This is a genomic window from Acinetobacter sp. YH12072, from assembly GCF_013419565.1.
Taxonomy (GTDB): domain Bacteria; phylum Pseudomonadota; class Gammaproteobacteria; order Pseudomonadales; family Moraxellaceae; genus Acinetobacter.
Genome location: NZ_VOZV01000018.1, coordinates 1 through 19,063, shown reverse-complemented (window position 1 = coordinate 19,063; position 19,063 = coordinate 1). Strand labels below are relative to the sequence as shown.

At 44.7% G+C, this 19,063-nt stretch carries 23 protein-coding genes; 8 read left to right on the top strand and 15 right to left on the bottom strand.

All coding sequences use genetic code 11. From position 1 onward, the window contains the following. Positions 1-30 precede the first annotated feature (30 nt). The 12 genes from rpsQ to FTU19_RS09130 form a co-directional block, all read right to left on the bottom strand. On the bottom strand, positions 31-288 hold the full coding sequence (gene rpsQ / locus FTU19_RS09185; protein WP_004786913.1) for a 30S ribosomal protein S17: 258 nt from the start codon (positions 286-288) through the stop codon (positions 31-33). Next, a complete protein-coding gene (gene rpmC, locus FTU19_RS09180) occupies positions 285-482 on the bottom strand; it encodes a 50S ribosomal protein L29 (RefSeq protein WP_004786915.1) in 198 nt (65 codons plus the stop codon). The genes rpsQ and rpmC overlap by 4 nt, the downstream gene beginning before the upstream one ends. Then, positions 482-895, bottom strand: a complete 414-nt coding sequence (rplP, locus tag FTU19_RS09175) for a 50S ribosomal protein L16 (RefSeq protein ID WP_004786917.1) — start codon at positions 893-895, stop codon at positions 482-484. Before rplP ends, rpmC begins: the two co-directional genes overlap by 1 nt. A gap of 3 nt (positions 896-898) precedes the next feature. Beyond that, a complete protein-coding gene (gene rpsC, locus FTU19_RS09170) occupies positions 899-1,651 on the bottom strand; it encodes a 30S ribosomal protein S3 (protein WP_004786918.1) in 753 nt (250 codons plus the stop codon). Between the two features lies 1 nt (position 1,652). After that, positions 1,653-1,982, bottom strand: coding sequence for a 50S ribosomal protein L22 (gene rplV / locus FTU19_RS09165; RefSeq protein ID WP_001982638.1), 330 nt, complete (start codon positions 1,980-1,982; stop codon positions 1,653-1,655). An 11-nt stretch (positions 1,983-1,993) separates the two neighbouring features. Continuing rightward, positions 1,994-2,269: a 30S ribosomal protein S19 gene (gene rpsS / locus FTU19_RS09160; RefSeq protein WP_004673001.1), complete on the bottom strand. Its 276-nt coding sequence runs from the start codon at positions 2,267-2,269 to the stop codon at positions 1,994-1,996. A gap of 19 nt (positions 2,270-2,288) precedes the next feature. Continuing rightward, positions 2,289-3,113, bottom strand: a complete 825-nt coding sequence (gene rplB, locus FTU19_RS09155; RefSeq protein ID WP_005233738.1) for a 50S ribosomal protein L2 — start codon at positions 3,111-3,113, stop codon at positions 2,289-2,291. Between the two features lie 11 nt (positions 3,114-3,124). Further along, a complete protein-coding gene (rplW, locus tag FTU19_RS09150) occupies positions 3,125-3,445 on the bottom strand; it encodes a 50S ribosomal protein L23 (RefSeq protein WP_004786923.1) in 321 nt (106 codons plus the stop codon). Beyond that, the gene (gene rplD, locus FTU19_RS09145) at positions 3,442-4,044 is read right to left on the bottom strand and encodes a 50S ribosomal protein L4 (protein ID WP_004786925.1); all 603 of its coding nucleotides are present in this window, start codon (positions 4,042-4,044) and stop codon (positions 3,442-3,444) included. Before rplD ends, rplW begins: the two co-directional genes overlap by 4 nt. A gap of 11 nt (positions 4,045-4,055) precedes the next feature. Continuing rightward, complete coding sequence (gene rplC, locus FTU19_RS09140; protein WP_005233737.1) at positions 4,056-4,694, bottom strand: 50S ribosomal protein L3; 639 nt, start codon at positions 4,692-4,694, stop codon at positions 4,056-4,058. A 60-nt stretch (positions 4,695-4,754) separates the two neighbouring features. Then, complete coding sequence (gene rpsJ, locus FTU19_RS09135; protein ID WP_000070912.1) at positions 4,755-5,066, bottom strand: 30S ribosomal protein S10; 312 nt, start codon at positions 5,064-5,066, stop codon at positions 4,755-4,757. A 275-nt stretch (positions 5,067-5,341) separates the two neighbouring features. Beyond that, positions 5,342-6,076, bottom strand: a complete 735-nt coding sequence (locus FTU19_RS09130) for a type 1 glutamine amidotransferase (RefSeq protein ID WP_179992772.1) — start codon at positions 6,074-6,076, stop codon at positions 5,342-5,344. A gap of 162 nt (positions 6,077-6,238) precedes the next feature. On the opposite strand from FTU19_RS09130, the gene FTU19_RS09125 reads away from it, so the two are divergent. From FTU19_RS09125 to FTU19_RS09095, 7 genes are all read left to right on the top strand, one after another. Continuing rightward, positions 6,239-7,441 (top strand): PLP-dependent transferase, encoded by a 1,203-nt coding sequence (locus FTU19_RS09125; protein ID WP_180130871.1) that lies wholly within the window; start codon positions 6,239-6,241, stop codon positions 7,439-7,441. Positions 7,442-7,459: 18 nt separating this feature from the next. Further along, entirely contained in the window at positions 7,460-9,043 is a 1,584-nt protein-coding gene (locus tag FTU19_RS09120) for a helicase HerA-like domain-containing protein (protein WP_180130868.1), read from the top strand. Positions 9,044-9,195: 152 nt separating this feature from the next. Next, positions 9,196-10,404 carry an NO-inducible flavohemoprotein gene (gene hmpA, locus FTU19_RS09115; protein WP_004786935.1) on the top strand — a complete coding sequence of 403 codons (1,209 nt, stop codon included), beginning with the start codon at positions 9,196-9,198 and terminating at the stop codon, positions 10,402-10,404. Positions 10,405-10,492: 88 nt separating this feature from the next. Then, positions 10,493-10,933 (top strand): Rrf2 family transcriptional regulator, encoded by a 441-nt coding sequence (locus FTU19_RS09110; RefSeq protein WP_180016542.1) that lies wholly within the window; start codon positions 10,493-10,495, stop codon positions 10,931-10,933. A gap of 93 nt (positions 10,934-11,026) precedes the next feature. Next, entirely contained in the window at positions 11,027-11,944 is a 918-nt protein-coding gene (yihA, locus tag FTU19_RS09105; RefSeq protein WP_166135543.1) for a ribosome biogenesis GTP-binding protein YihA/YsxC, read from the top strand. A 102-nt stretch (positions 11,945-12,046) separates the two neighbouring features. Further along, positions 12,047-12,991: a metal-dependent hydrolase gene (locus FTU19_RS09100; RefSeq protein WP_166135540.1), complete on the top strand. Its 945-nt coding sequence runs from the start codon at positions 12,047-12,049 to the stop codon at positions 12,989-12,991. Between the two features lie 97 nt (positions 12,992-13,088). Further along, positions 13,089-13,523, top strand: a complete 435-nt coding sequence (locus tag FTU19_RS09095) for a VOC family protein (RefSeq protein ID WP_179992769.1) — start codon at positions 13,089-13,091, stop codon at positions 13,521-13,523. On the opposite strand, the gene FTU19_RS09090 is transcribed toward FTU19_RS09095, so the two are convergent. Continuing rightward, the gene (locus FTU19_RS09090) at positions 13,520-14,758 is read right to left on the bottom strand and encodes a dicarboxylate/amino acid:cation symporter (RefSeq protein ID WP_180130894.1); all 1,239 of its coding nucleotides are present in this window, start codon (positions 14,756-14,758) and stop codon (positions 13,520-13,522) included. The genes FTU19_RS09095 and FTU19_RS09090 overlap by 4 nt on opposite strands. A gap of 143 nt (positions 14,759-14,901) precedes the next feature. After that, positions 14,902-15,774 (bottom strand): acyl-CoA thioesterase II, encoded by an 873-nt coding sequence (locus FTU19_RS09085; RefSeq protein ID WP_004786947.1) that lies wholly within the window; start codon positions 15,772-15,774, stop codon positions 14,902-14,904. A 282-nt stretch (positions 15,775-16,056) separates the two neighbouring features. Here FTU19_RS09085 and plsB point away from each other — a divergent pair, with 282 nt between their 5' ends. Continuing rightward, positions 16,057-18,624: a glycerol-3-phosphate 1-O-acyltransferase PlsB gene (plsB, locus tag FTU19_RS09080; RefSeq protein ID WP_166135528.1), complete on the top strand. Its 2,568-nt coding sequence runs from the start codon at positions 16,057-16,059 to the stop codon at positions 18,622-18,624. Between the two features lie 127 nt (positions 18,625-18,751). On the opposite strand, the gene FTU19_RS09075 is transcribed toward plsB, so the two are convergent. Beyond that, positions 18,752-19,063, bottom strand: a 312-nt coding sequence (locus FTU19_RS09075; protein ID WP_180130865.1) for a transposase, incomplete at its 5' end; no start/stop codon positions are given.

Here is a 19,063-nt window from a genome sequence, read left to right as displayed (position 1 = left end):
AATTGACCGATGATGCAACAAGAACGTTAATTACTCAGCAGCTGCTTCAACAACTTCAACTAAAGTCCATGACTTAGTTTTAGACATTGGGCGGCTTTCTTTAATGGTTACAACGTCGCCAACTTTAGCTGTGTTGTTCTCATCATGAGCATGTAATTTTGTTGAACGGCGGATTGATTTGCCATACAACGGGTGTTGAACACGGCGTTCGATAAGAACAACGATAGATTTTTCCATCTTGTCGCTTACTACTTTGCCTGTTAACGTGCGGACTGTATTTTCACTCATTGTCCGTTCCCCTGTTTTTCGGTAAGGAGGGTCTTGATACGAGCAATAGTCTTGCGAGTCAATTGCACTTCGTGCGATTTACCCAATTGACCAGTTGCTTTCGCCATACGAAGACGGAATTGGTTTAGCTGTTGCTCATCAAGCAAAGCTGTCAACTCTTCTACCGACTTTTCACGTAGATCTTTAGTTTTCATTACATTACCGTCCGAGTCACGATAGTGGTTTTAAACGGAAGTTTAGCAGCAGCAAGCGTGAACGCTTCGCGAGCTAGGTCTTCGTTAACACCATCAATTTCGTACAAGACTTTACCTGGTTTGATTTGGCAAACCCAGTATTCCACAGAACCTTTACCTTTACCCATACGCACTTCAAGTGGTTTAGAAGTAATTGGCTTGTCCGGGAATACACGGATAAAGATTTTACCACCACGTTTAATACGACGGCTAATTGTACGACGCGCTGCTTCAATTTGACGTGCAGTCATTTGACCACGTTCGATTGATTTAAGTGCGATAGTACCAAAAGATACTGAGCTACCGCGGTGAGCTAGACCAGTGTTACGGCCTTTTTGCACCTTACGGAATTTAGTACGTTTAGGTTGCAACATGGATTATTCTCCTTTTTCAGCAGAACGATCATTGCGACGACCACGACGCTCTTGACCTTCACCACGACCGCGACCGCGTTTAGCTGGACGTTCTTCAGCTGGAGCTGGGTTCATGACTTGTTTCATGCCACCCAAGATCTCGCCACGGAAGATCCAAACTTTAACACCAATCGTACCGTAAGTAGTCTCAGCACGCATAGTCGCGTAGTCGATATCTGCACGAAGAGTATGTAGAGGTACACGACCTTCACGATACCATTCAGTACGAGCAATCTCAGCACCACCTAAACGGCCTGAAACTTCTACTTTGATACCTTTCGCACCAGCACGCATAGTGTTTTGAACCGCACGCTTCATAGCACGACGGAACATTACACGTTTTTCCAATTGAGAAGCGATAGCTTCAGCAACTAGACGCGCGTCTAAGTCTGGACGATCAATTTCGTTGATACTTACTTGCGCAGGAACACCCATAATAGATGTTAATTCGCGTTGTAATTTCTCAATGTCTTCGCCTTTTTTACCGATTACGATACCAGGACGAGCAGTGCTAATAGTTACTTTAGCAGCGCCTGTTGGACGTTCGATAAGAATATTGCTGATCATTGCATTCTTAAGTTTTTTAGTTAAAAACTCACGAACTTGCAAATCTTTAAGCAAGTATTCAGCGTATTGTTTCGGACTCGCATACCAGTTAGCGTTATGACGTTTCACAACACCTAGGCGGATACCGATTGGATGAACCTTCTGACCCATATCAAACCCCTACCTTAACGGTGATGTGACAAGTACGCTTAGTAATACGATCTGCACGGCCTTTAGCACGTGGCATAATACGTTTCAGGCTCATGCCTTCATCAACGTAGATCGTAGAAACTTTAAGGTCGTCTACATCTAAACTGTTATTATGTTCAGCGTTTGCAATTGCAGATTCCAACGCTTTCTTAACCAATACTGCAGCTTTTTTGTTGCTGAAGTTTAAGATGTTAAGAGCGTGCGCAACAGATTTGCCGCGGATAAGATCTGCAACCAAACGAGCTTTTTGTGCCGAGATAGCGGCACCGCGTAATTTAGCAGTTACTTCCATCATAGCACCTATTAACGTTTAGATTTCTTGTCAACACCGTGACCACGGTAGGTACGAGTCGGTGCAAATTCACCAAGCTTGTGTCCAACCATATGTTCAGAGATGATCACTGGAACATGGTTACGGCCATTGTGTACAGAAATTGTTAAACCAACAAAATCCGGGAGGATCATCGAACGACGCGACCAAGTTTTGATCGGCTTACGGTTATTAGCCGCGATAGCCGCTTCAACCTTAGCGAACAAGTGCGCATCGACGAATGGGCCTTTTTTCAGAGAACGAGGCATTGTCAGATTCCTTTACTTGTTACTTAACGCGACGGTCGCGAATAATCATCTTAGTCGTACGCTTGTTGGTACGTGTTTTGTACCCTTTAGCTTTTTGACCCCATGGGCTTACAGGTTGAATACCTTTGTTACGCCCTTCACCACCACCGTGTGGGTGATCAACTGGGTTCATCGCCATACCACGAACGGTAGGACGAACACCACGCCAGCGTGATGCACCAGCTTTACCTAGTGAGCGAAGGTTGCTTTCTGAGTTAGATACTTCACCTAACACAGCGCGGCATTCAACATGAATTTTACGCATCTCGCCTGAACGAAGACGAACGATAGCGTAGGAACCGTCACGACCCAACAACTGAACAGAAGTACCAGCTGAACGAGCTAACTGCGCGCCTTTACCGATTTTAAGTTCGATGTTGTGAAGAGTAGAACCGATAGGCATGTTGCGAAGTGGCAAGCAGTTACCTGGACGGATTGGAGCATCGTTACCAGATTGAACTGAATCACCAGCGCGTAAACCTTTAGGCGCGATGATGTAGCGACGTTCACCGTCAGCATACTTCAACAACGCAATGTGCGCAGTACGGTTTGGATCGTATTCAATACGCTCAACTACAGCTGGGATGCCGTCTTTGTTACGTTTGAAGTCGATTAAACGGTAGTGTTGTTTGTGACCGCCACCAACGTGACGAGTCGTAATGTGACCGTTGTTATTACGGCCGCCAGTACGTTTTTTAGCTTCAACTAGTGGAGCATAAGGCGCGCCTTTGTGAAGGTGATCATGAACCACTTTCTCTACAAAGCGACGTCCTGGAGACGTTGGCTTACATTTTTGAATAGGCATAGTTTTCGTCCTTATTCCGCTGCGCTTTCAGCGGCATCGCCCAAGTCAGCCATTTCAACATCTTGGCCAGCTTTCAGGGTGACGTATGCTTTTTTAACATCAGAACGACGTCCTAATGTTTTACCAAAGCGTTTAGTTTTACCTTTAGTGATCGTAGTGTTAACTTTAACAACTTCTACACCAAACAATTGTTCCACTGCTTTTTTGATTTCAAGCTTGTTTGCATCAAGTGCAACTTTGAATACTTGAACACCAGCAGTTTCACCTAAAACTTGTGCTTTTTCTGAGAAAACAGGTCCTTGCAGGACTTGATATAAACGTTCGTTGTTCATCCGAGTTCTACCTCAATTTTCTTAGCAGCAGCTACAGACATAACAACTTTATCGAACGCGATCAAGCTAACAGGATCGATTGCAGTCGCATCAACCACATCAACGTGTGGAAGGTTACGAGCAGCTAGATACAAGTTCTCATCAACAGCATCAGTAACGATCAATGCACGAGTAGCATTCAAGTCGTTAAGTTTTGCAAGCAATTCTTTAGTTTTTGGAGCTGCAACAGCAAACTCTTCAACTAGAACTAAGCGATCTTGACGAACAAGTTCAGCCAGGATGCATTGCATAGCACCGCGGTACATTTTACGGTTTACTTTTTGAGACCAGTCTTGTGGACGAGCAGCAAAAGTTTTACCACCGCCAACCCAGATTGGGCTACGAATAGAACCAGCACGAGCGCGGCCAGTACCTTTTTGACGGAATGGTTTTTTACCACCGCCAGAAACGTCTGCACGTGATTTCTGAGCTTTAGAACCTTGACGACCACCAGCTAAGTAAGCTGTAACAACTTGGTGTACAAGAGCTTCATTAAATTCACGACCGAACGCAACTTCTGATAATTCAACAGCAGAGCCGGAAACAGTATTTAAATTCACGTTATTTCCCCTCAGGCCTTGATCGTAGGACGAACAGTTACGTCGCCACCAGTAGCGCCAGGAATCGCACCTTTAACTACTAGAACTGAACGTTCTGCGTCGATAGATACAATTTCAAGACCCTGTACAGTTACGCGTTCAGCACCTAAATGGCCAGCCATTTTTTTGCCTTTGAACACGCGACCAGGAGTCTGGTTTTGACCTGTAGAACCTAGAACACGGTGAGAAACAGAGTTACCGTGAGTAGCGTCTTGAGTACGGAAGTTCCAACGCTTAACACCACCCTGGAAACCTTTACCTTTAGACTGACCAGTTACGTCAACAATTTGACCCACTGTGAACAGATCTACACCGATAGTAGCGCCAACTTCACGACCTTCAAGCTCAGCTTCTGAAACGCGGAATTCTTGAACCAGACGACCAGCAGCAACACCAGCTTTCGCGAAGTGACCTTTCTGAGCGTTAGTTACGCGAGATTCGCGACGTTCACCAGTAGTGATTTGAATCGCTTGATAACCATCAGTTTCAAGCGTTTTGATTTGAGTGATGCGGTTAGGATCAACCTCAATCACTGTAACAGGCACAGAAACACCAGCATCTGTAAAGATACGTGTCATACCGCACTTGCGACCGACTAAACCAATAGCCATGTGCATAAACCTCTAAAAAAGCGGCCTAATTAACTTAGAGCGTTAATTAACCCGAAAGCCTTAACCCAATGCGATCTGAACATCAACACCAGCTGCAAGATCTAACTTCATCAATGCATCTACAGTTTTGTCTGTAGGTTGAACGATGTCGATCAAACGTTTGTAAGTGCGGATCTCGTATTGGTCACGCGCATCTTTGTTAACGTGTGGTGATGTTAAAACGTTAAAACGTTCAATGCGTGTAGGCATTGGAATTGGACCACAAACTTGTGCGCCAGTACGTTTTGCTGTTTCTACGATTTCTTGAGCTGATTGATCAATAAGACGGTGATCAAAAGACTTAAGACGGATACGAATTCTCTGGTTAGACATACCAGTTAACTCCAAGCCAAATATATAAAGAATCACTCTTGACGCATCTCACCCCACTATTTTAAGGCAAGTGTCAAGAGCAGTGAAATATCACTAAGGTCGTGATCGATGCCACGACTGTAACGATAGTTAACTACTTTCTTCGCAGTTAACCCCCCTTCCTCTCGAAGGGTCGCTTATTATAGCCATTGTTTATTGCATAAGCAAATCCCTTTTACGGTTTTTCTTGCTGTATTTCAATTTATTCGGGAAATCAATTGTTTATTTTTTACTCACTAGGCCGTTTTTTCCAAAACATACTGAATAGCTTGATTTAGTATTTGATTTCCTTGAATAAAATTATTTTTGGTTGTTCTTTTCAGTTGTTGGATGTCCTGTACATATTTTCCAGAAAATTGTGAAATTTCTTCTTCATTTTCCAAAAACAGCTTTAAAGTTTCCGGGGTGATTTCCGGATGAAACTGGAACCCCAAGACATTCTTGCCGAGTTGATACATCTGATTACGACAGGCTTCATTTTCTGCCAGATGAATTGCCCCTTTAGGTAGTTCAAAGGTTTCACTATGCCACTGCATAATTTCAAACTGTTCAGGTAAAATAAAACAATCCTCGGGTACATGCGCGACTTTGCGTACCGTGGTCCAGCCTAACTCCTGCTCCTGGTTACGGCTGACGGCCGCACCCAAGGCATTGGCAATCAGCTGCCCACCTAAACATAGGCCAATCGCCGGTTTGCCTTGAGAAAGATAACGGCGTAACCAGCGTTTTTCGATCTTGAGCCATGGATAATTTGCCTCATCATTGACACTCATGGTGCCTCCCATGATGATCAGCAAATCAACTTCTTCAACTGCTGGTAAAGCTTCTATATCGAGTGGACGATCGACGGGTAAAGCAAAGAATTCAGTCGCAGTAATTTGCGCCTGATGCTGCTTTAAAAAATCAATACAACTACCAAAACCCTCGCCAGCAATATGCTGAAAATAATGTACTTTTAACTGCGACTTCATGCGCCTAAACCTTTTGTTGTAGCTCTCTGATTTTAGGTTTTGCAAAAATGAAGCCAACTTTTTAGCAATGTCAATTTTTTCAACATTTCACAACATAACTGGCAGCAATAATGAGATTCTCTTAAGCTAAAGCAATATTTGATTACATTGAAGAGCATTCACGTGAAAAAAAATCCTCAAACAGCGCTGATTCATGCACCACGAAAGGCCCCGCAATATATTTCCAGTATTCAACCTCCCCTGTTTCGTGCATCCACCATCATCTTTAACAATACTGATGCCCTATTTAATCGCCACTGGACTGATGACTATGACTATAGCTATGGCACGCATGGTACACCGACGACATTTACCTTAGGCGATAGCATTGCCCAGATCGAAGGCGGTCAATATTGCTTGCTGGCACCGAGTGGTTTATCCGCGATTAATCTCGTGAATTCTTGTTTTTTAAGCCAAGGCGATGAAGTGTGGGTTGCAGATAATATCTATGGTCCAAACATGGAACATTTACGTAACCTGGAAAACCGCTATGGTATTCAGGTCAAAGTCTATAATGCGATAGATGCGGATACTTTTCAGCCCTCGGAAAAAGCCAAACTGCTTTGGCTGGAAGCGGCGGGTTCCGTGACTTTAGAATTTCCCGATTTGAGTCGCTTGGTCAAGAAGGCTCAAGCCAACAATATCCTCACTGCGCTGGACAATACTTGGGGCGCAGGTCTCGCCTTTAATGCATTTGATTTTGGTGAGGATCATTTAAGTGTCGATATGACCGTGCATGCCCTGACTAAATATCCAAGTGGTGGCGGTGATATTCTGATGGGTTCAGTGGTTACCCGCGATAAAGAATTACATCACAAATTGTTCCGTGCGCATGCCATTCAGGGTATTTCAGTATCAGGTGATGATGTCGCTCAGGTACAACGTAGTCTGGCTTCAATGCAACTCCGATATGAACATCAATCACAAAGCTGCTTAACCTTATTAGACTGGCTCAAACAACAACCAGAATTTGTTCAGGTCTTACATCCGGCTGATACTGACAATGCTGGCCATGAAAACTGGAAAGAAATTTGCAAGCAAGGACATAGTGCCGGACTGGTCAGCGTGATTTTTGACAATAACTACAAGTTGCAAGATATTCGAAATTTCTGTGACAGCTTAAAACTGTTTAAGCTTGGATTTAGCTGGGGTGGCCCTGTGAGTCTGGTCATGCTATATAACTTAAAAGAAATGCGTGTGCTTGAACATTCACATTTGAAAGAGGGTTTTCTGGTTCGTTTCTGTATTGGTCTAGAACATCCGAAAGATCTGATTGAAGATATTCAGCATGCACTACAAGAAATGAAAAAACTTAAAAATGAATAAATAACAACAGGAAAATTTATGGGTATACCAATCATTATTGCAAAAAAAACCAGTGATACTACGCAAGATATTGTACTGCACTCACAGCTTGCCAACCGTCACGGACTGATTGCCGGCGCGACCGGAACCGGCAAAACGGTAACCTTGAAAGTTTTGGCAGAAAACTTTTCTCGCATTGGTGTACCCGTGTTCCTTGCCGATGCCAAAGGCGATGTTTCCGGCCTGGCCAAGCCAGGCGAAAGTAATCCTAAGTTTGATGAACGTATTAAAAGTCTGAATATTGATTCGATTCCTTTTGAAGCTTCGCCGGTCGTATTCTGGGATCTGTTTGGTGAACAAGGCCATCCGGTCCGTACTACGATTTCTGAAATTGGGCCACTCTTGCTTGCCCGCATCCTGAACCTGAATGACACGCAAGAAGGCGTTCTCTCGGCAGTCTTCCGAATTGCCGACGATCAGGGCTTGTTACTGATCGATTTTAAAGACCTGAAAGCCATGCTCAGCTATGTCAGCGAACATGCTGCAGACTTTAAAGCGGAATATGGCAATCTCTCCCCCGCCAGCCTCGGTGCGATTCAACGCAATTTATTGGCACTTGCAGATCAAGGCGGGGATAAATTCTTTGGCGAGCCAGCACTCGACCTGATGGATTTCCTGCAAACGGATAGCCAAGGCCGCGGCAATATCAATTTGCTGGCTGCCGACAAGCTGATGAATACACCGAAGTTGTACGCCACTTTCCTGCTATGGATGCTGTCAGAGTTATTTGAACAGTTACCGGAAGTGGGTGATCTGGACAAACCGAAACTGATGTTCTTCTTTGATGAAGCGCATTTACTCTTTGACAAGGCCAGCCCTGCCCTACAGGAAAAGATTGAACAGGTGGTACGCTTGATCCGCTCCAAAGGTGTCGGGATTTACTTTGTCACCCAGAATCCACTGGATTTACCAGAAAGCGTCCTCAGTCAACTCGGCAACCGGGTTCAGCATGCCTTACGCGCTTTTACTCCTAAAGATCAAAAAGCAGTGAAAACCGCAGCAGAGACTTTCCGAGCCAATCCTGAATTTAAAGTCGATCAGGTGATTACTGAACTTGCTGTAGGTGAAGCGCTGATTAGCTGTCTGGATGAAAAAGGGACTCCACAGATTGTTGAACGTGGCTGGATCATGCCACCACATTCTTCTTTTAGCCCGATTACACCAGAAGAACGTAAAGCACTGATGCAGCAAAGCATTGTCGCTGGTATTTATGAGCAGGAAGTTGACCGTGACAGTGCGCATGAGATGCTGCAGCAAAAAGTACTGGAGCTTCAGCAGCAGGCTCAAGCTGCGGAACTTGCCAAGCAACAGGCCAAAGAACAGGAAGCTCTGGCTAAACAGCAGGCCAAAGAACAGGAAGCTCTGGCTAAACAGCAAGCCAAGGAACAGGAACGTTTGGCACGTGAACAGCAAAAAGAAGCTGAACGCGCAGCCAAGCAACGTGAAAAACTGACTCAGGATATTGTGGGTACCTTTGCCAAAAGTGCAGCACGTAGTCTTGGTGGTAGTACCGGACAGAAAATTGTGCGTGGTCTATTAGGTTCCCTCTTCGGGCGCAAATAACCTTCCTTTCTCCGATCGAAAACATCATTTTTATGGGATATTTTTATATCCCATAATTTTTTTATGGTTTTATGCTTTTACTATATTGTAAAAGCATTTTATAAGATGTATTCTAAATACATCTTATAAATAACAGCCATGAGAGATCAGCTATGACTCCACAGCAAATTGACCTTGTAAAAGCCACTGTTCCTGTACTTCGTGAAAATGGGGTTGCCCTGACCGGTTATTTCTATAACCGCATGCTAGGCAATAATCCTGATTTGAAAGAAACCTTTAACATGGGACATCAACGCAGTGGAGCTCAAGCACAAGCCTTGGCAGGTGCGGTTCTGGCTTATGCTGAAAATATCGAAGATCCATCTGTGCTGTTACCCGTGGTTGAGCTGATCGCACATAAACACGTGAGCTTAAACATTAAGGCACCGGATTACGGTATTGTTGGGGAAAACCTGTTGCATTCGATCAGTGAAGTGCTGAACATTTCGATGGATGATCCATTGATTGATGCTTGGGCTGCAGCGTACGGTCAACTGGCGGATCTGTTTATTGCAACTGAAAAAGCGATCTATGATCAGCATGAACAGACTAAAGGCAGCTGGTTAGGCTGGCGCAACTTCAAGATTGCCAAGAAAGTCGTGGAAAGTGATGAAATCACTTCCTTCTACCTGGCTCCAGTCGACGGCGGTCCATTACCGAAATATGAAGCTGGCCAATATATCTCTGTACGTGTGTTTGTACCTGAGTTAAATCTGAGACAACCACGCCAATATACCCTGTCGACTTGCCCACAAGCAGACTACCTGCGTATCTCGGTGAAACGTGAAGACCAGAAAGGCGACATGGTTCCAGGTTGGGTATCGAATACTTTACATAGCCTGCCAGAAGGTTCAGAAATTGAAGTCTCTGCACCGACAGGTAACTTCTACCTGATTGATCCGAATAAACGTAATGTGTTCATCAGTGGCGGTGTAGGTCTAACTCCAATGGTGGCCATGCTGAACCAGCTGGTGACTCTGGACATGCCGCAGCCTGTGACTTTCATCCATGCCTGCCGTAGCAAACAGGTTCATGCGATGAAACAGCATATTCATGACTTGAAAGCCAAATATCCACGTTTAAGCACAATGACTGCTTATGAATTCCCGCACCCAAGCGATAAACTGGGCGAGGATTATGATGTTGCCGGTCGACTGGACTTAAGCACTGTAGATAGCGCATTATTACCAGCCAACGCAGACTACTATCTCTGTGGCCCAATGCCATTTATGGCTGAACAGCAAAAGGCGCTTGTCGCTCGCGGAATCCCTGCTGAGAACATTCATAGCGAAGCCTTTGGCACAGGTGGTGTACGCCACTAACTGCTTCTTCAGCTTATAATAAAAACAGAGGGTTAGTCTGGTATGCTAGACTAACCCTAATTTTTTCATCAAAAACATCAGTATTATCATGCAACTGAATAAATTTACTGACTATGCGCTGCGCATACTGATGTATGTTGCACAACCCCGTGATCTGCCTTATACGATTGCCGAGTTGGCGGAGCGCTTACAGATTTCACAGAACCATGCCATGAAAATTGTCTACTTTATGGCGAAACAGGACTGGCTCATTACCTCTCGCGGTAAAGGCGGTGGAATCCGTCTTAATCCGGCTGCCCTGAAAGTTCAGCTAGGACAGATTGTGCGTATTCTGCAACGTGACAACCAGATTGTGGAATGTAATGATCCACCCTGTGTATTACGTACCAATTGCGGATTAAAAGGCATTCTGGATCAGGCTGTGGAGCAGTTCTATACCAGTCTGGATCAATATATTCTGGGTGATGTCGTTGAACCGACCAAGGAACATTTTAGTATCCAGTCACCAATTAGCCTGATCAATCTCTAATACCCTTATTCTATTGGGCAATTCTAAAGTTCGCTTGCCCGCCCGACTTCCTTTATAATAGCTTCTTGTATAATTAGTCATTGAAGTTGAGCCATGCATCACAGCAGAGGAAAGTCGAAAAACAGTAAGGCATCAAATGCCCCAAAGCAAAAGATCAGCTATGAAAAAAAGGTCGATCCAGCCATTACTGAATATTCGGTACAAGCCCTCAACTGGTTACGCAAAGCTGAGTTCCTGATGAGTGCACCCAAGCTCAGCTTGTGTGTAGAAGATACCGGTTATGAGGTGGCTTTTGCTGGCCGTTCCAATGCGGGTAAATCGAGTGCCATCAATGCCCTGACCAATCAGAAACAGTTGGCCCGTGCGTCCAAAAAACCAGGCCGTACCCAGATGATCAACTTCTTTAGCCTTGGCAATCCGGATCAGCGTCTGGTCGATTTACCGGGTTATGGCTATGCAGCGGTCCCAGAAGCCATGAAAATTGTCTGGCAGAAAGAACTGGAAAACTATCTGATTCACCGCAAGAGCCTGCAAGGTCTGGTGTTGCTGATGGATATCCGTCATCCGCTACAACACTTTGATGTGATGATGCTGGAATGGGCGTATTCACGTAAATTATTCGTACATGTGCTGCTGACTAAAGCCGACAAGCTGAACCGTGGCCCTGCTTCGAAAGCGCTACAAGAAGTGAAAGCCAAACTGAAAAAGATGAAGCTGGATTTCTCGATTCAACTGTTTTCTTCTCTAAACAAGCAAGGTCTGGAAGAACTGGCCAGTGTGATGGGCGGCCGTTTGAACTTCACTTTGAATCAAGCACCTGAATTTGATCTGGACAGCATTCCTGAAGCTTCAATGCATGATTTAAATGAAGCTGATGAACCAATTGAATTATTAGAAGATGAAGATGAGACCAACAGCGCTCATGAAGTCACTGCCAGTGAACTGAATGATCTGGATGCACCTGTGGAAGCCGATCCAACAAAGATTGTCGAACAGGATCCACAAAAATAAGCCGAATGTGTTTCATCGGATAAAAGAATGTCCCGTATTGCCTGCCGCAATTCGGGATATTTTTTTCATACTGTCTTGATCAAGCAGTGATGGATTCACACCATGTCTTTACTTTCGCGCTTCAAAACAACAAGAATTGGCTCTTCCATTTCCTATTTTATCCAGCCTCGCAAAGTCAGCTTTGAATGGCAAGACACTCCAGTCGACTGGATTCCTGATCAGCCCTTTGCCAGTTACTTCGTCAATGAAATTAACAATATTCTGCCCGCGGGTGAACTCTGGTTCTGCCGTTTATATAACAAAGTCCTCCCCCAGATCACTGACGAAAAATTAAAGCATGATGTGCAGGCATTTATCCGTCAGGAAGCCATGCATGCCCAAGCGCATAATTCGGCCAATAAAGAATATTTATCTGAACGTCAGATTGATATCCAGCGCAATCTGCACATCATGCATTTCCTATTTAACAAGCTCCTAGCCGATCATCCATTCGGTCTCAAAATTCCTAAAATCTTAGAACACCAATGGGATCTGTTCCGTCTCGGTATCATTGCGACGATAGAACACATGACCTGTGTCCTGGGTAAATACGCACTCTACAATACTGAATGGGAACGTCTGGGTGCTGATCCGAATATGCTGGATCTGGTGAAATGGCATGGTGCTGAAGAAATTGAACATCGTAGTGTGGCTTTTGATTTATATCGTCACCTAGGTGGCGGCTATATTGCCCGTTATTATCTAAGTGTGGTGGTCATTATTGGTGTAATTGGCCTTTGGGTGGATGGTGCTGCACATCTGTTATCGCAGGATTCACGTTTCAAGCAGTATAAGCCAGCCGTATATAAACCCTGGATCTGGAAAGAATGGTTGCGTATTTCCCAGTCAGATAACCGCCTTCTGCCTAACCCGCTGTGGTTAGTATCCCAACAGCTCGGTTATTTAATGCCTTGGTATGATCCGGTGCATGAAGGCAGTACCGATGATGCGCTGCATTATCTCAACCATTCACAGGCAGCCAAACGCGCTACTCTCAAAGTCGCTTAAGCTTGCCTGTTATTACAATTTCTAACAGCAGGGATCGCTTCCCTGCTTTTTATTTGTCCTAAGATAGAAATATAACAATCATAATCAGGAGGGACTTATGCAAGCACGGATTTCTGTGATTACCCTCGGTGTGCTCGATCTGGAAGCTTCACTACGCTTTTACCGTGATGGACTGGGTTTTCCCAGTGAAGGAATTATGGGTGAAGAGTTTGAATATGGCGCGGTGGCTTTTATTCAATTACAACCTGGTCTTAAGCTTGCCTTATGGCCACAGCGTAGTATCCAGCAAGATACCGGTCTGGAGCCAAGCCCAATCTGTCCGACGCAAATGACTCTGGGGCATAATGTCTATAGTCCCTTAGAAGTCGACCAGGCAATGGCACAGGCTGAACGTGCCGGCGCTAAAATTATTAAACCTGCACACACGACTTTTTATGGCGGATATGCAGGTTATTTTCAGGATCCCAATGGTCATCTCTGGGAAATTGTCTGGAATCCGGACTTAGATAAAGCTGAATTAGACAAAGATTAAACCGGCACTTCAGGCTCGCGGGTATGTCGATCTACCACCACACTAATCATCATATCGCCCTGCACGTTTACTACTGTACGTACGGTATCCAGCAGACGGTCAATCGGAAGTAGAATCGCAATCGCTTCAGCAGGTAAACCCACTGATTGCAGTACCATGATCATGGTGACCATGCCGGCGCTTGGAATGCCCGGTGCACCTAATGACGCAATCATTGCCGTGGCACAAACCACCAGCTGCTGACCTAAGGTTAAATCCAGCCCCATCAGATTGGCAATAAACAAAGCTGCTGCAGCTTCATAAAGTGCCGTTCCATCCATATTCAGCTGCGTGCCAAGAGGAATCACAAAACCGGCTGTTTGCGGACGTACGCCCAGGTTCTCCTGCGCGCATTTTAAAGAAATCGGCATGGTTGCCGAACTGGAGCTGGTGGCAAAGGCAGTAATTAATGCACTACGGGTGCCTTTAAAAAAGGTCAGCGGATTCATTTTTCCGAAGATCCATAGCAATAACGGCAACACCACTATTCCGTGGAAAATTGTAGTGCCTGTCACCACTGCCGCAAACTCGGCCAGACGGCTCAGCACTGAAATATCTTCAGTGGCAATTAACTTGGCGAGTAATGCAAAAATCCCAATCGGTGCCAGTTTCATGATCCAGCCAATCATCAACATCATGATGTCAAAAAACTGGTGACTCAGCTTACGCACAGTACGGAAGCTGTCTCCACCTGCGACCAGCGCCACACCGATAAACAGAGCAAAAATCACAACGGCCAAAACATTGCCATCAGCGAAGGCCTTAAAGGGATTGATCAGGGTATTCTGAATAAAATTAGTAAAGAAAGAAGATGGCGTTAAAGTATCAGGAGTCTGATGCTGAGCCATAGCATCCTGAAACATCACCACATCCACACCTCTCCCCACATTAAACAGATGCGCACAGGTTAGCCCTAAAATCAGTGCCAATGAGGTGGTGGTCACACAGCACAGCAAAGTAATTTTCCAGGTTCGACTCAGCTGCCCCCCCGCCTGCAGATTAGAGACCCCAACCACAATTGAGGTAAAAATCAGGGGAATCAAAATTATTTTCAGCAGGCCAATAAAAAGGCTGCTGGCAATTCCAATCCCGTACAGGCCGACATCAAAAAATGTGCTTTGCGGAAATAAAGTCAGTAAAAATCCAAACAGTACCCCCAATACGGCGGCAATTAAAATCTGCGTATTTAAGCTCATTTCACATGCATTTTTAATATTGATCTTAAGGGCACTATGCCATGCAAGTGCTGGAGAATCGAGTAATTTTTTATAAAGAGCCATGCTTAAAAATGTATAAAGCCGGATCTGGGATCCGGCTTTATTTAAATTAAAAGTATGCTTTACTGGGTTTCAATTTCACGTAAACGGATCAGGCCTTCTTGTGTGGTACTGCAGACCAGCTCACCATTTTGCCACATGCGGCCAAAGTTCAGACCACGTGAACTGGCACTTTGAGTAGCATCCATGTCGTATAACATCCATTCATCTACCCGGAATGGTTTATGGAAATACATGGCATGATCAATACTGGCACATTGCAAGCTTGGAGACAGATAACTTAAACCATGCGGACGCAGCGCTGTGGTCATTAGGGTAAAGTCCGAATAGAAAGCAGCAATCGCCTGATGCAGGGAAATCTCATCCACTTCTGCAGCAATCTTTCCATGAGTACGAATATAGTGCGCATAATTTGGCGCTTCCGGTTGCGGCTGGAATGGATTCACTGGCATTACAGGGCGAATTTCGACATGACGGTCACGCATGAAAGAAGCACGCACATTTTCCGGAATAAATTCAATAATCTGCCGGGTGAGCTCTGCTTCATTTTTCAGGCTTTCTGCTGGTGGATACTCAGGTTCTGAAATCTGATAGTTCAGACCTTCTTCCTGATGCGCAAAGGAAACCATACACATGAAGATAGTACGGCCATGCTGAATGGCACGAACCTGACGGCTGACAAAGCTTTTTCCATCACGGATACGATCCACTTCATAAATGATCGGTGCATTGACATCGCCACCAAACAGGAAATAGGCATGCAGTGAATGCGCAGGACGATCTGTGGTATAAGACGCAGCACGCAGAGCCTGTCCCAGAACCTGCCCACCAAATACGCGCTTGCCTACCAGATTACGGCTAATTCCCCGGAAAATATTTTCTTCTAACTTTTCTAAACTGAGCAGCTCGACCAGTTCCTGTGTTAAGGCATTCATAAGCAACCTGTGTGATATTGGCAAGATCCAGAAGTGTAGAAATAAATCTATACAATTTATTCTGAATATTCTGCCATAAAATCCAAGCAATCTTCTAAAGATTGATTGACTGTTCTGTCAATTGCTCTTGCAACTTACTAGGAAAAACATCTGCTTTCGCGCTAAAATTGAACCACTTCGATTGAATTTGTCAGAAAATGACATATTGTTTGTTTTTATAATCAATCAAAATAAATTCCCTCAGAAATTCTGTAGTTTTGGTCAGTAAAATTAGGAGTAACTATGTCCAAGAGTGGCTTTGGTCAAATGTATCGCAAGCTTTCAAGTAAGCTACTTGATCTTGTGGTCACCCCGCATGTTCTTGGGGAAGTACCAAGTGAAGTGACAACTCCTACTGCTGACCAGACTCCGGCAGCACAGCAGAAAATCGTCTGCTATATCTTGCAGAATCATTCACGCAGTAATGCATTGGTGGTCGATGCGGAAACTCGCCGTTTAAACATGCCGCCCGCGCTTGACCCTCTACAGATTGGTGACAGCAAGGAAAAGGCTTCGGTGCTGTTCCTGCAGCATCATGATGAGAATAATCTGCTTAGCTCACCACCACATGCTTTTCCTCCACGCCTGTTACGCCTGATTGAAGTCCTAGAAAAAAATCCCGAACTGGATGTGGAACTGGTACCGGTGACTGTACTTTGGGGTCGTGATCCTGAAAAAGAAGATTCTTGGTTCAAGCTTTTATTTACCGATACCTGGTCTACGCCAAGCCGGGTCAAACAGCTGGTCAATATCGGTCTGCATGGTCGCCAGTCTTATCTAGAGTTTCATGAGCCACAATCTTTGCGCGCCCTCATGGAATTTGCCAAAGAAACTTATCCAAATTCAGCGCCAGCGACCTATATTGTCAGCCGTCTGAATGACTATTTGGATGCACAGCGTGAAGTGATCCTCGGCCCTGACCTGTCAGACCGCCGTAATGTGATGCATGGCCTGATTAAATCTCCGGATGTACAGGCGGCTATTCGTAATGAAAGCATCCGCAGCAAAATCAGTATGCTGGAAGCAGAACGTCGTGCGATTGGCTATCTGAATGAAATTGTATCGGACTATTCTCATTCTACCGTGCGTTTCGCCGATAAAGCCCTGACCCGTTTATGGACCCAGCTCTATGACGGCGTGGAAGTACATAATTTCAGTACCGTGCGTGAACTGGCCAAAGATTATGAAATTGTCTATACGCCATGTCACCGCAGTCATATCGACTATTTATTATTGTCTTATGTGATTTATCGTCGTGGTCTGATGGTGCCTTATATTGCGGCAGGCGATAACCTGAACATGCCATTTGTGGGTCAGATCTTACGGGGTGGTGGTGCTTTCTTTATCCGTCGTACCTTCCGCGGTAATGCACTCTATACCACCGTATTTAAAGAATATCTGTATAGCGTGTTGTCACGTAATACTCCACTGGAATACTTTATCGAAGGTGGCCGTTCACGTACTGGTCGTCTGCTGCCACCAAAAACCGGCATGCTGGCGATGACCGTACATGGTCATTTACGTGGCAAAGCTAAGCCAATTGTCTTTGTTCCGACTTATATCGGCTATGAACGCCTGATGGAAGGTGGTACTTATGTCGGTGAGATGAATGGCAAGCCGAAAGAAGCAGAATCTATTTTTGGCATCCTGAAAACCTTGCGCAAAATTGAACGTATTTTTGGCAAGGTCCATCTGAACTTCGGTGAACCGGTATTTCTGGATGACATCCTGAAACAGCATGGTGCAGAACATATCAAAATTGAAAAGAATGATGATCCGATTCCGCAGCCAGTATCCGACGCAGTCAACAGTTCTGCCCAAGCCATTCTGGAAAATATCAACCGTGCAGTCGTGGTGAATCCGGTTTCACTGCTGTCACTTATTTTATTGGCAACACCGAAACATACGCTGGACGAAGAAATCTGTATCAAGCAGCTGGATACCTACCGTAATCTGCTGGTGGCTTTACCTTATGATGAGCGTATGCAAATTACCTCACTTTCAGGTAAAGAGATTATTGCCTATGCAATGAAGCTCAAGCTGATTAAACGGGTGAAACACGTTCTGGGCGATATCATTGCCATTGAAGATAATCAGGCCGTATTGCTGACTTATTTCCGTAATAACATCGTGCATAGCTTTGTATTGCCGTCCCTGATTGCGGCACTGGTAGAACACAATGGCATGATTCGCCGTGAAGATGCGATCAACGCTAGCAGTACACTCTATCCATTCCTGAAAGCTGAGCTATTCCTGAAATGGAAAGAAGACGAAATTCAGCAACATGTTGATGCTTATATCGATGCTTTACTTGCAACCAATCTGATCAGTGCAGATGGTGAAAACCTGGTAGCGCCAGCACCGAATACTGAAGCGCATCACCAGCTTGAAGTTCTGGCTGCTCCAGTGACCCAAAGTCTGGAACGCTATTACATGACACTGGCTTTGATCACCCAGCGTGGCCCAGGCAATATTTCAACCCGTCAGGTGGAAGAGCTGAGTCATCTGGTGGGGCAACGTCTTTCTGTACTGTATGAATTCAACTCGCCAGAATTCTTTGACAAGGCCTTGTTCCAAAGCTTTATCAAAGTTCTGACGCAAAAAGGCTATATTTGTACCAACGAAGACAATGCCATTGTCTATGATGAGCAGCTGACCAATGTTGCGCAGTATGCAGATCTGGTACTGGATGAAGTGAAGCTGCAAATGCTGCATCACATCACCTCCTTTACCGATGAAGAGTTGAAAGAAGCACTAGATGCGGTTGCGGCTGAACAAGCCAAGAAACGTGCGAAACGCAAGAAAAAGTAAAGTTTACTTAAAGAAAAAGAGAGGTTTTGGCCTCTCTTTTTTTGCTTGAGAATTAATAAAAATGATAAATATTCCCTCTCCTTTTAGGAGATGAGATACCGTCTTGGTAGTCAATCAGGTTTTGAGATTATTCGACCACTAAATAATCTCTTTGATAGGCAGTCTGATGTTTTAAAACGCCATAACACAGATGTATAAGCTTGCGCATTGCAGCACCTAAAGCACACATTTTATTTTTACCCTGGTTTAATAATCGTTGATATAAAGCTTCAATGTGTGGATTATATTTAATCGCTGTTAATGCCGACATATACAATACTGAGCGTATTTTACTGTCACCTGCTTTTGATAAGTGACTTTGCTTGTTGACTGAACTGCCAGACAACTGATGTACTGGAACCAAACCTACATATGCAGCAGCTTGACTTGCTTTTTCAAA

Bases quoted from the DNA above. Each gene is read 5' to 3' on its own strand.
- rpsQ (WP_004786913.1), bottom strand. From the start codon at position 288: ATGAGTGAAAATACAGTCCGCACGTTAACAGGCAAAGTAGTAAGCGAC.
- rpmC (WP_004786915.1), bottom strand. From the start codon at position 482: ATGAAAACTAAAGATCTACGTGAAAAGTCGGTAGAAGAGTTGACAGCT.
- rplP (WP_004786917.1), bottom strand. From the start codon at position 895: ATGTTGCAACCTAAACGTACTAAATTCCGTAAGGTGCAAAAAGGCCGT.
- rpsC (WP_004786918.1), bottom strand. From the start codon at position 1,651: ATGGGTCAGAAGGTTCATCCAATCGGTATCCGCCTAGGTGTTGTGAAA.
- rplV (WP_001982638.1), bottom strand. From the start codon at position 1,982: ATGGAAGTAACTGCTAAATTACGCGGTGCCGCTATCTCGGCACAAAAA.
- rpsS (WP_004673001.1), bottom strand. From the start codon at position 2,269: ATGCCTCGTTCTCTGAAAAAAGGCCCATTCGTCGATGCGCACTTGTTC.
- rplB (WP_005233738.1), bottom strand. From the start codon at position 3,113: ATGCCTATTCAAAAATGTAAGCCAACGTCTCCAGGACGTCGCTTTGTA.
- rplW (WP_004786923.1), bottom strand. From the start codon at position 3,445: ATGAACAACGAACGTTTATATCAAGTCCTGCAAGGACCTGTTTTCTCA.
- rplC (WP_005233737.1), bottom strand. From the start codon at position 4,694: ATGGCTATTGGTTTAGTCGGTCGCAAGTGCGGTATGACACGTATCTTT.
- rpsJ (WP_000070912.1), bottom strand. From the start codon at position 5,066: ATGTCTAACCAGAGAATTCGTATCCGTCTTAAGTCTTTTGATCACCGT.
- FTU19_RS09130 (WP_179992772.1), bottom strand. From the start codon at position 6,076: ATGAAGTCGCAGTTAAAAGTACATTATTTTCAGCATATTGCTGGCGAG.
- FTU19_RS09120 (WP_180130868.1), top strand. From the start codon at position 7,460: ATGGGTATACCAATCATTATTGCAAAAAAAACCAGTGATACTACGCAA.
- hmpA (WP_004786935.1), top strand. From the start codon at position 9,196: ATGACTCCACAGCAAATTGACCTTGTAAAAGCCACTGTTCCTGTACTT.
- FTU19_RS09110 (WP_180016542.1), top strand. From the start codon at position 10,493: ATGCAACTGAATAAATTTACTGACTATGCGCTGCGCATACTGATGTAT.
- yihA (WP_166135543.1), top strand. From the start codon at position 11,027: ATGCATCACAGCAGAGGAAAGTCGAAAAACAGTAAGGCATCAAATGCC.
- FTU19_RS09100 (WP_166135540.1), top strand. From the start codon at position 12,047: ATGTCTTTACTTTCGCGCTTCAAAACAACAAGAATTGGCTCTTCCATT.
- FTU19_RS09095 (WP_179992769.1), top strand. From the start codon at position 13,089: ATGCAAGCACGGATTTCTGTGATTACCCTCGGTGTGCTCGATCTGGAA.
- FTU19_RS09090 (WP_180130894.1), bottom strand. From the start codon at position 14,758: ATGAGCTTAAATACGCAGATTTTAATTGCCGCCGTATTGGGGGTACTG.
- FTU19_RS09085 (WP_004786947.1), bottom strand. From the start codon at position 15,774: ATGAATGCCTTAACACAGGAACTGGTCGAGCTGCTCAGTTTAGAAAAG.
- plsB (WP_166135528.1), top strand. From the start codon at position 16,057: ATGTCCAAGAGTGGCTTTGGTCAAATGTATCGCAAGCTTTCAAGTAAG.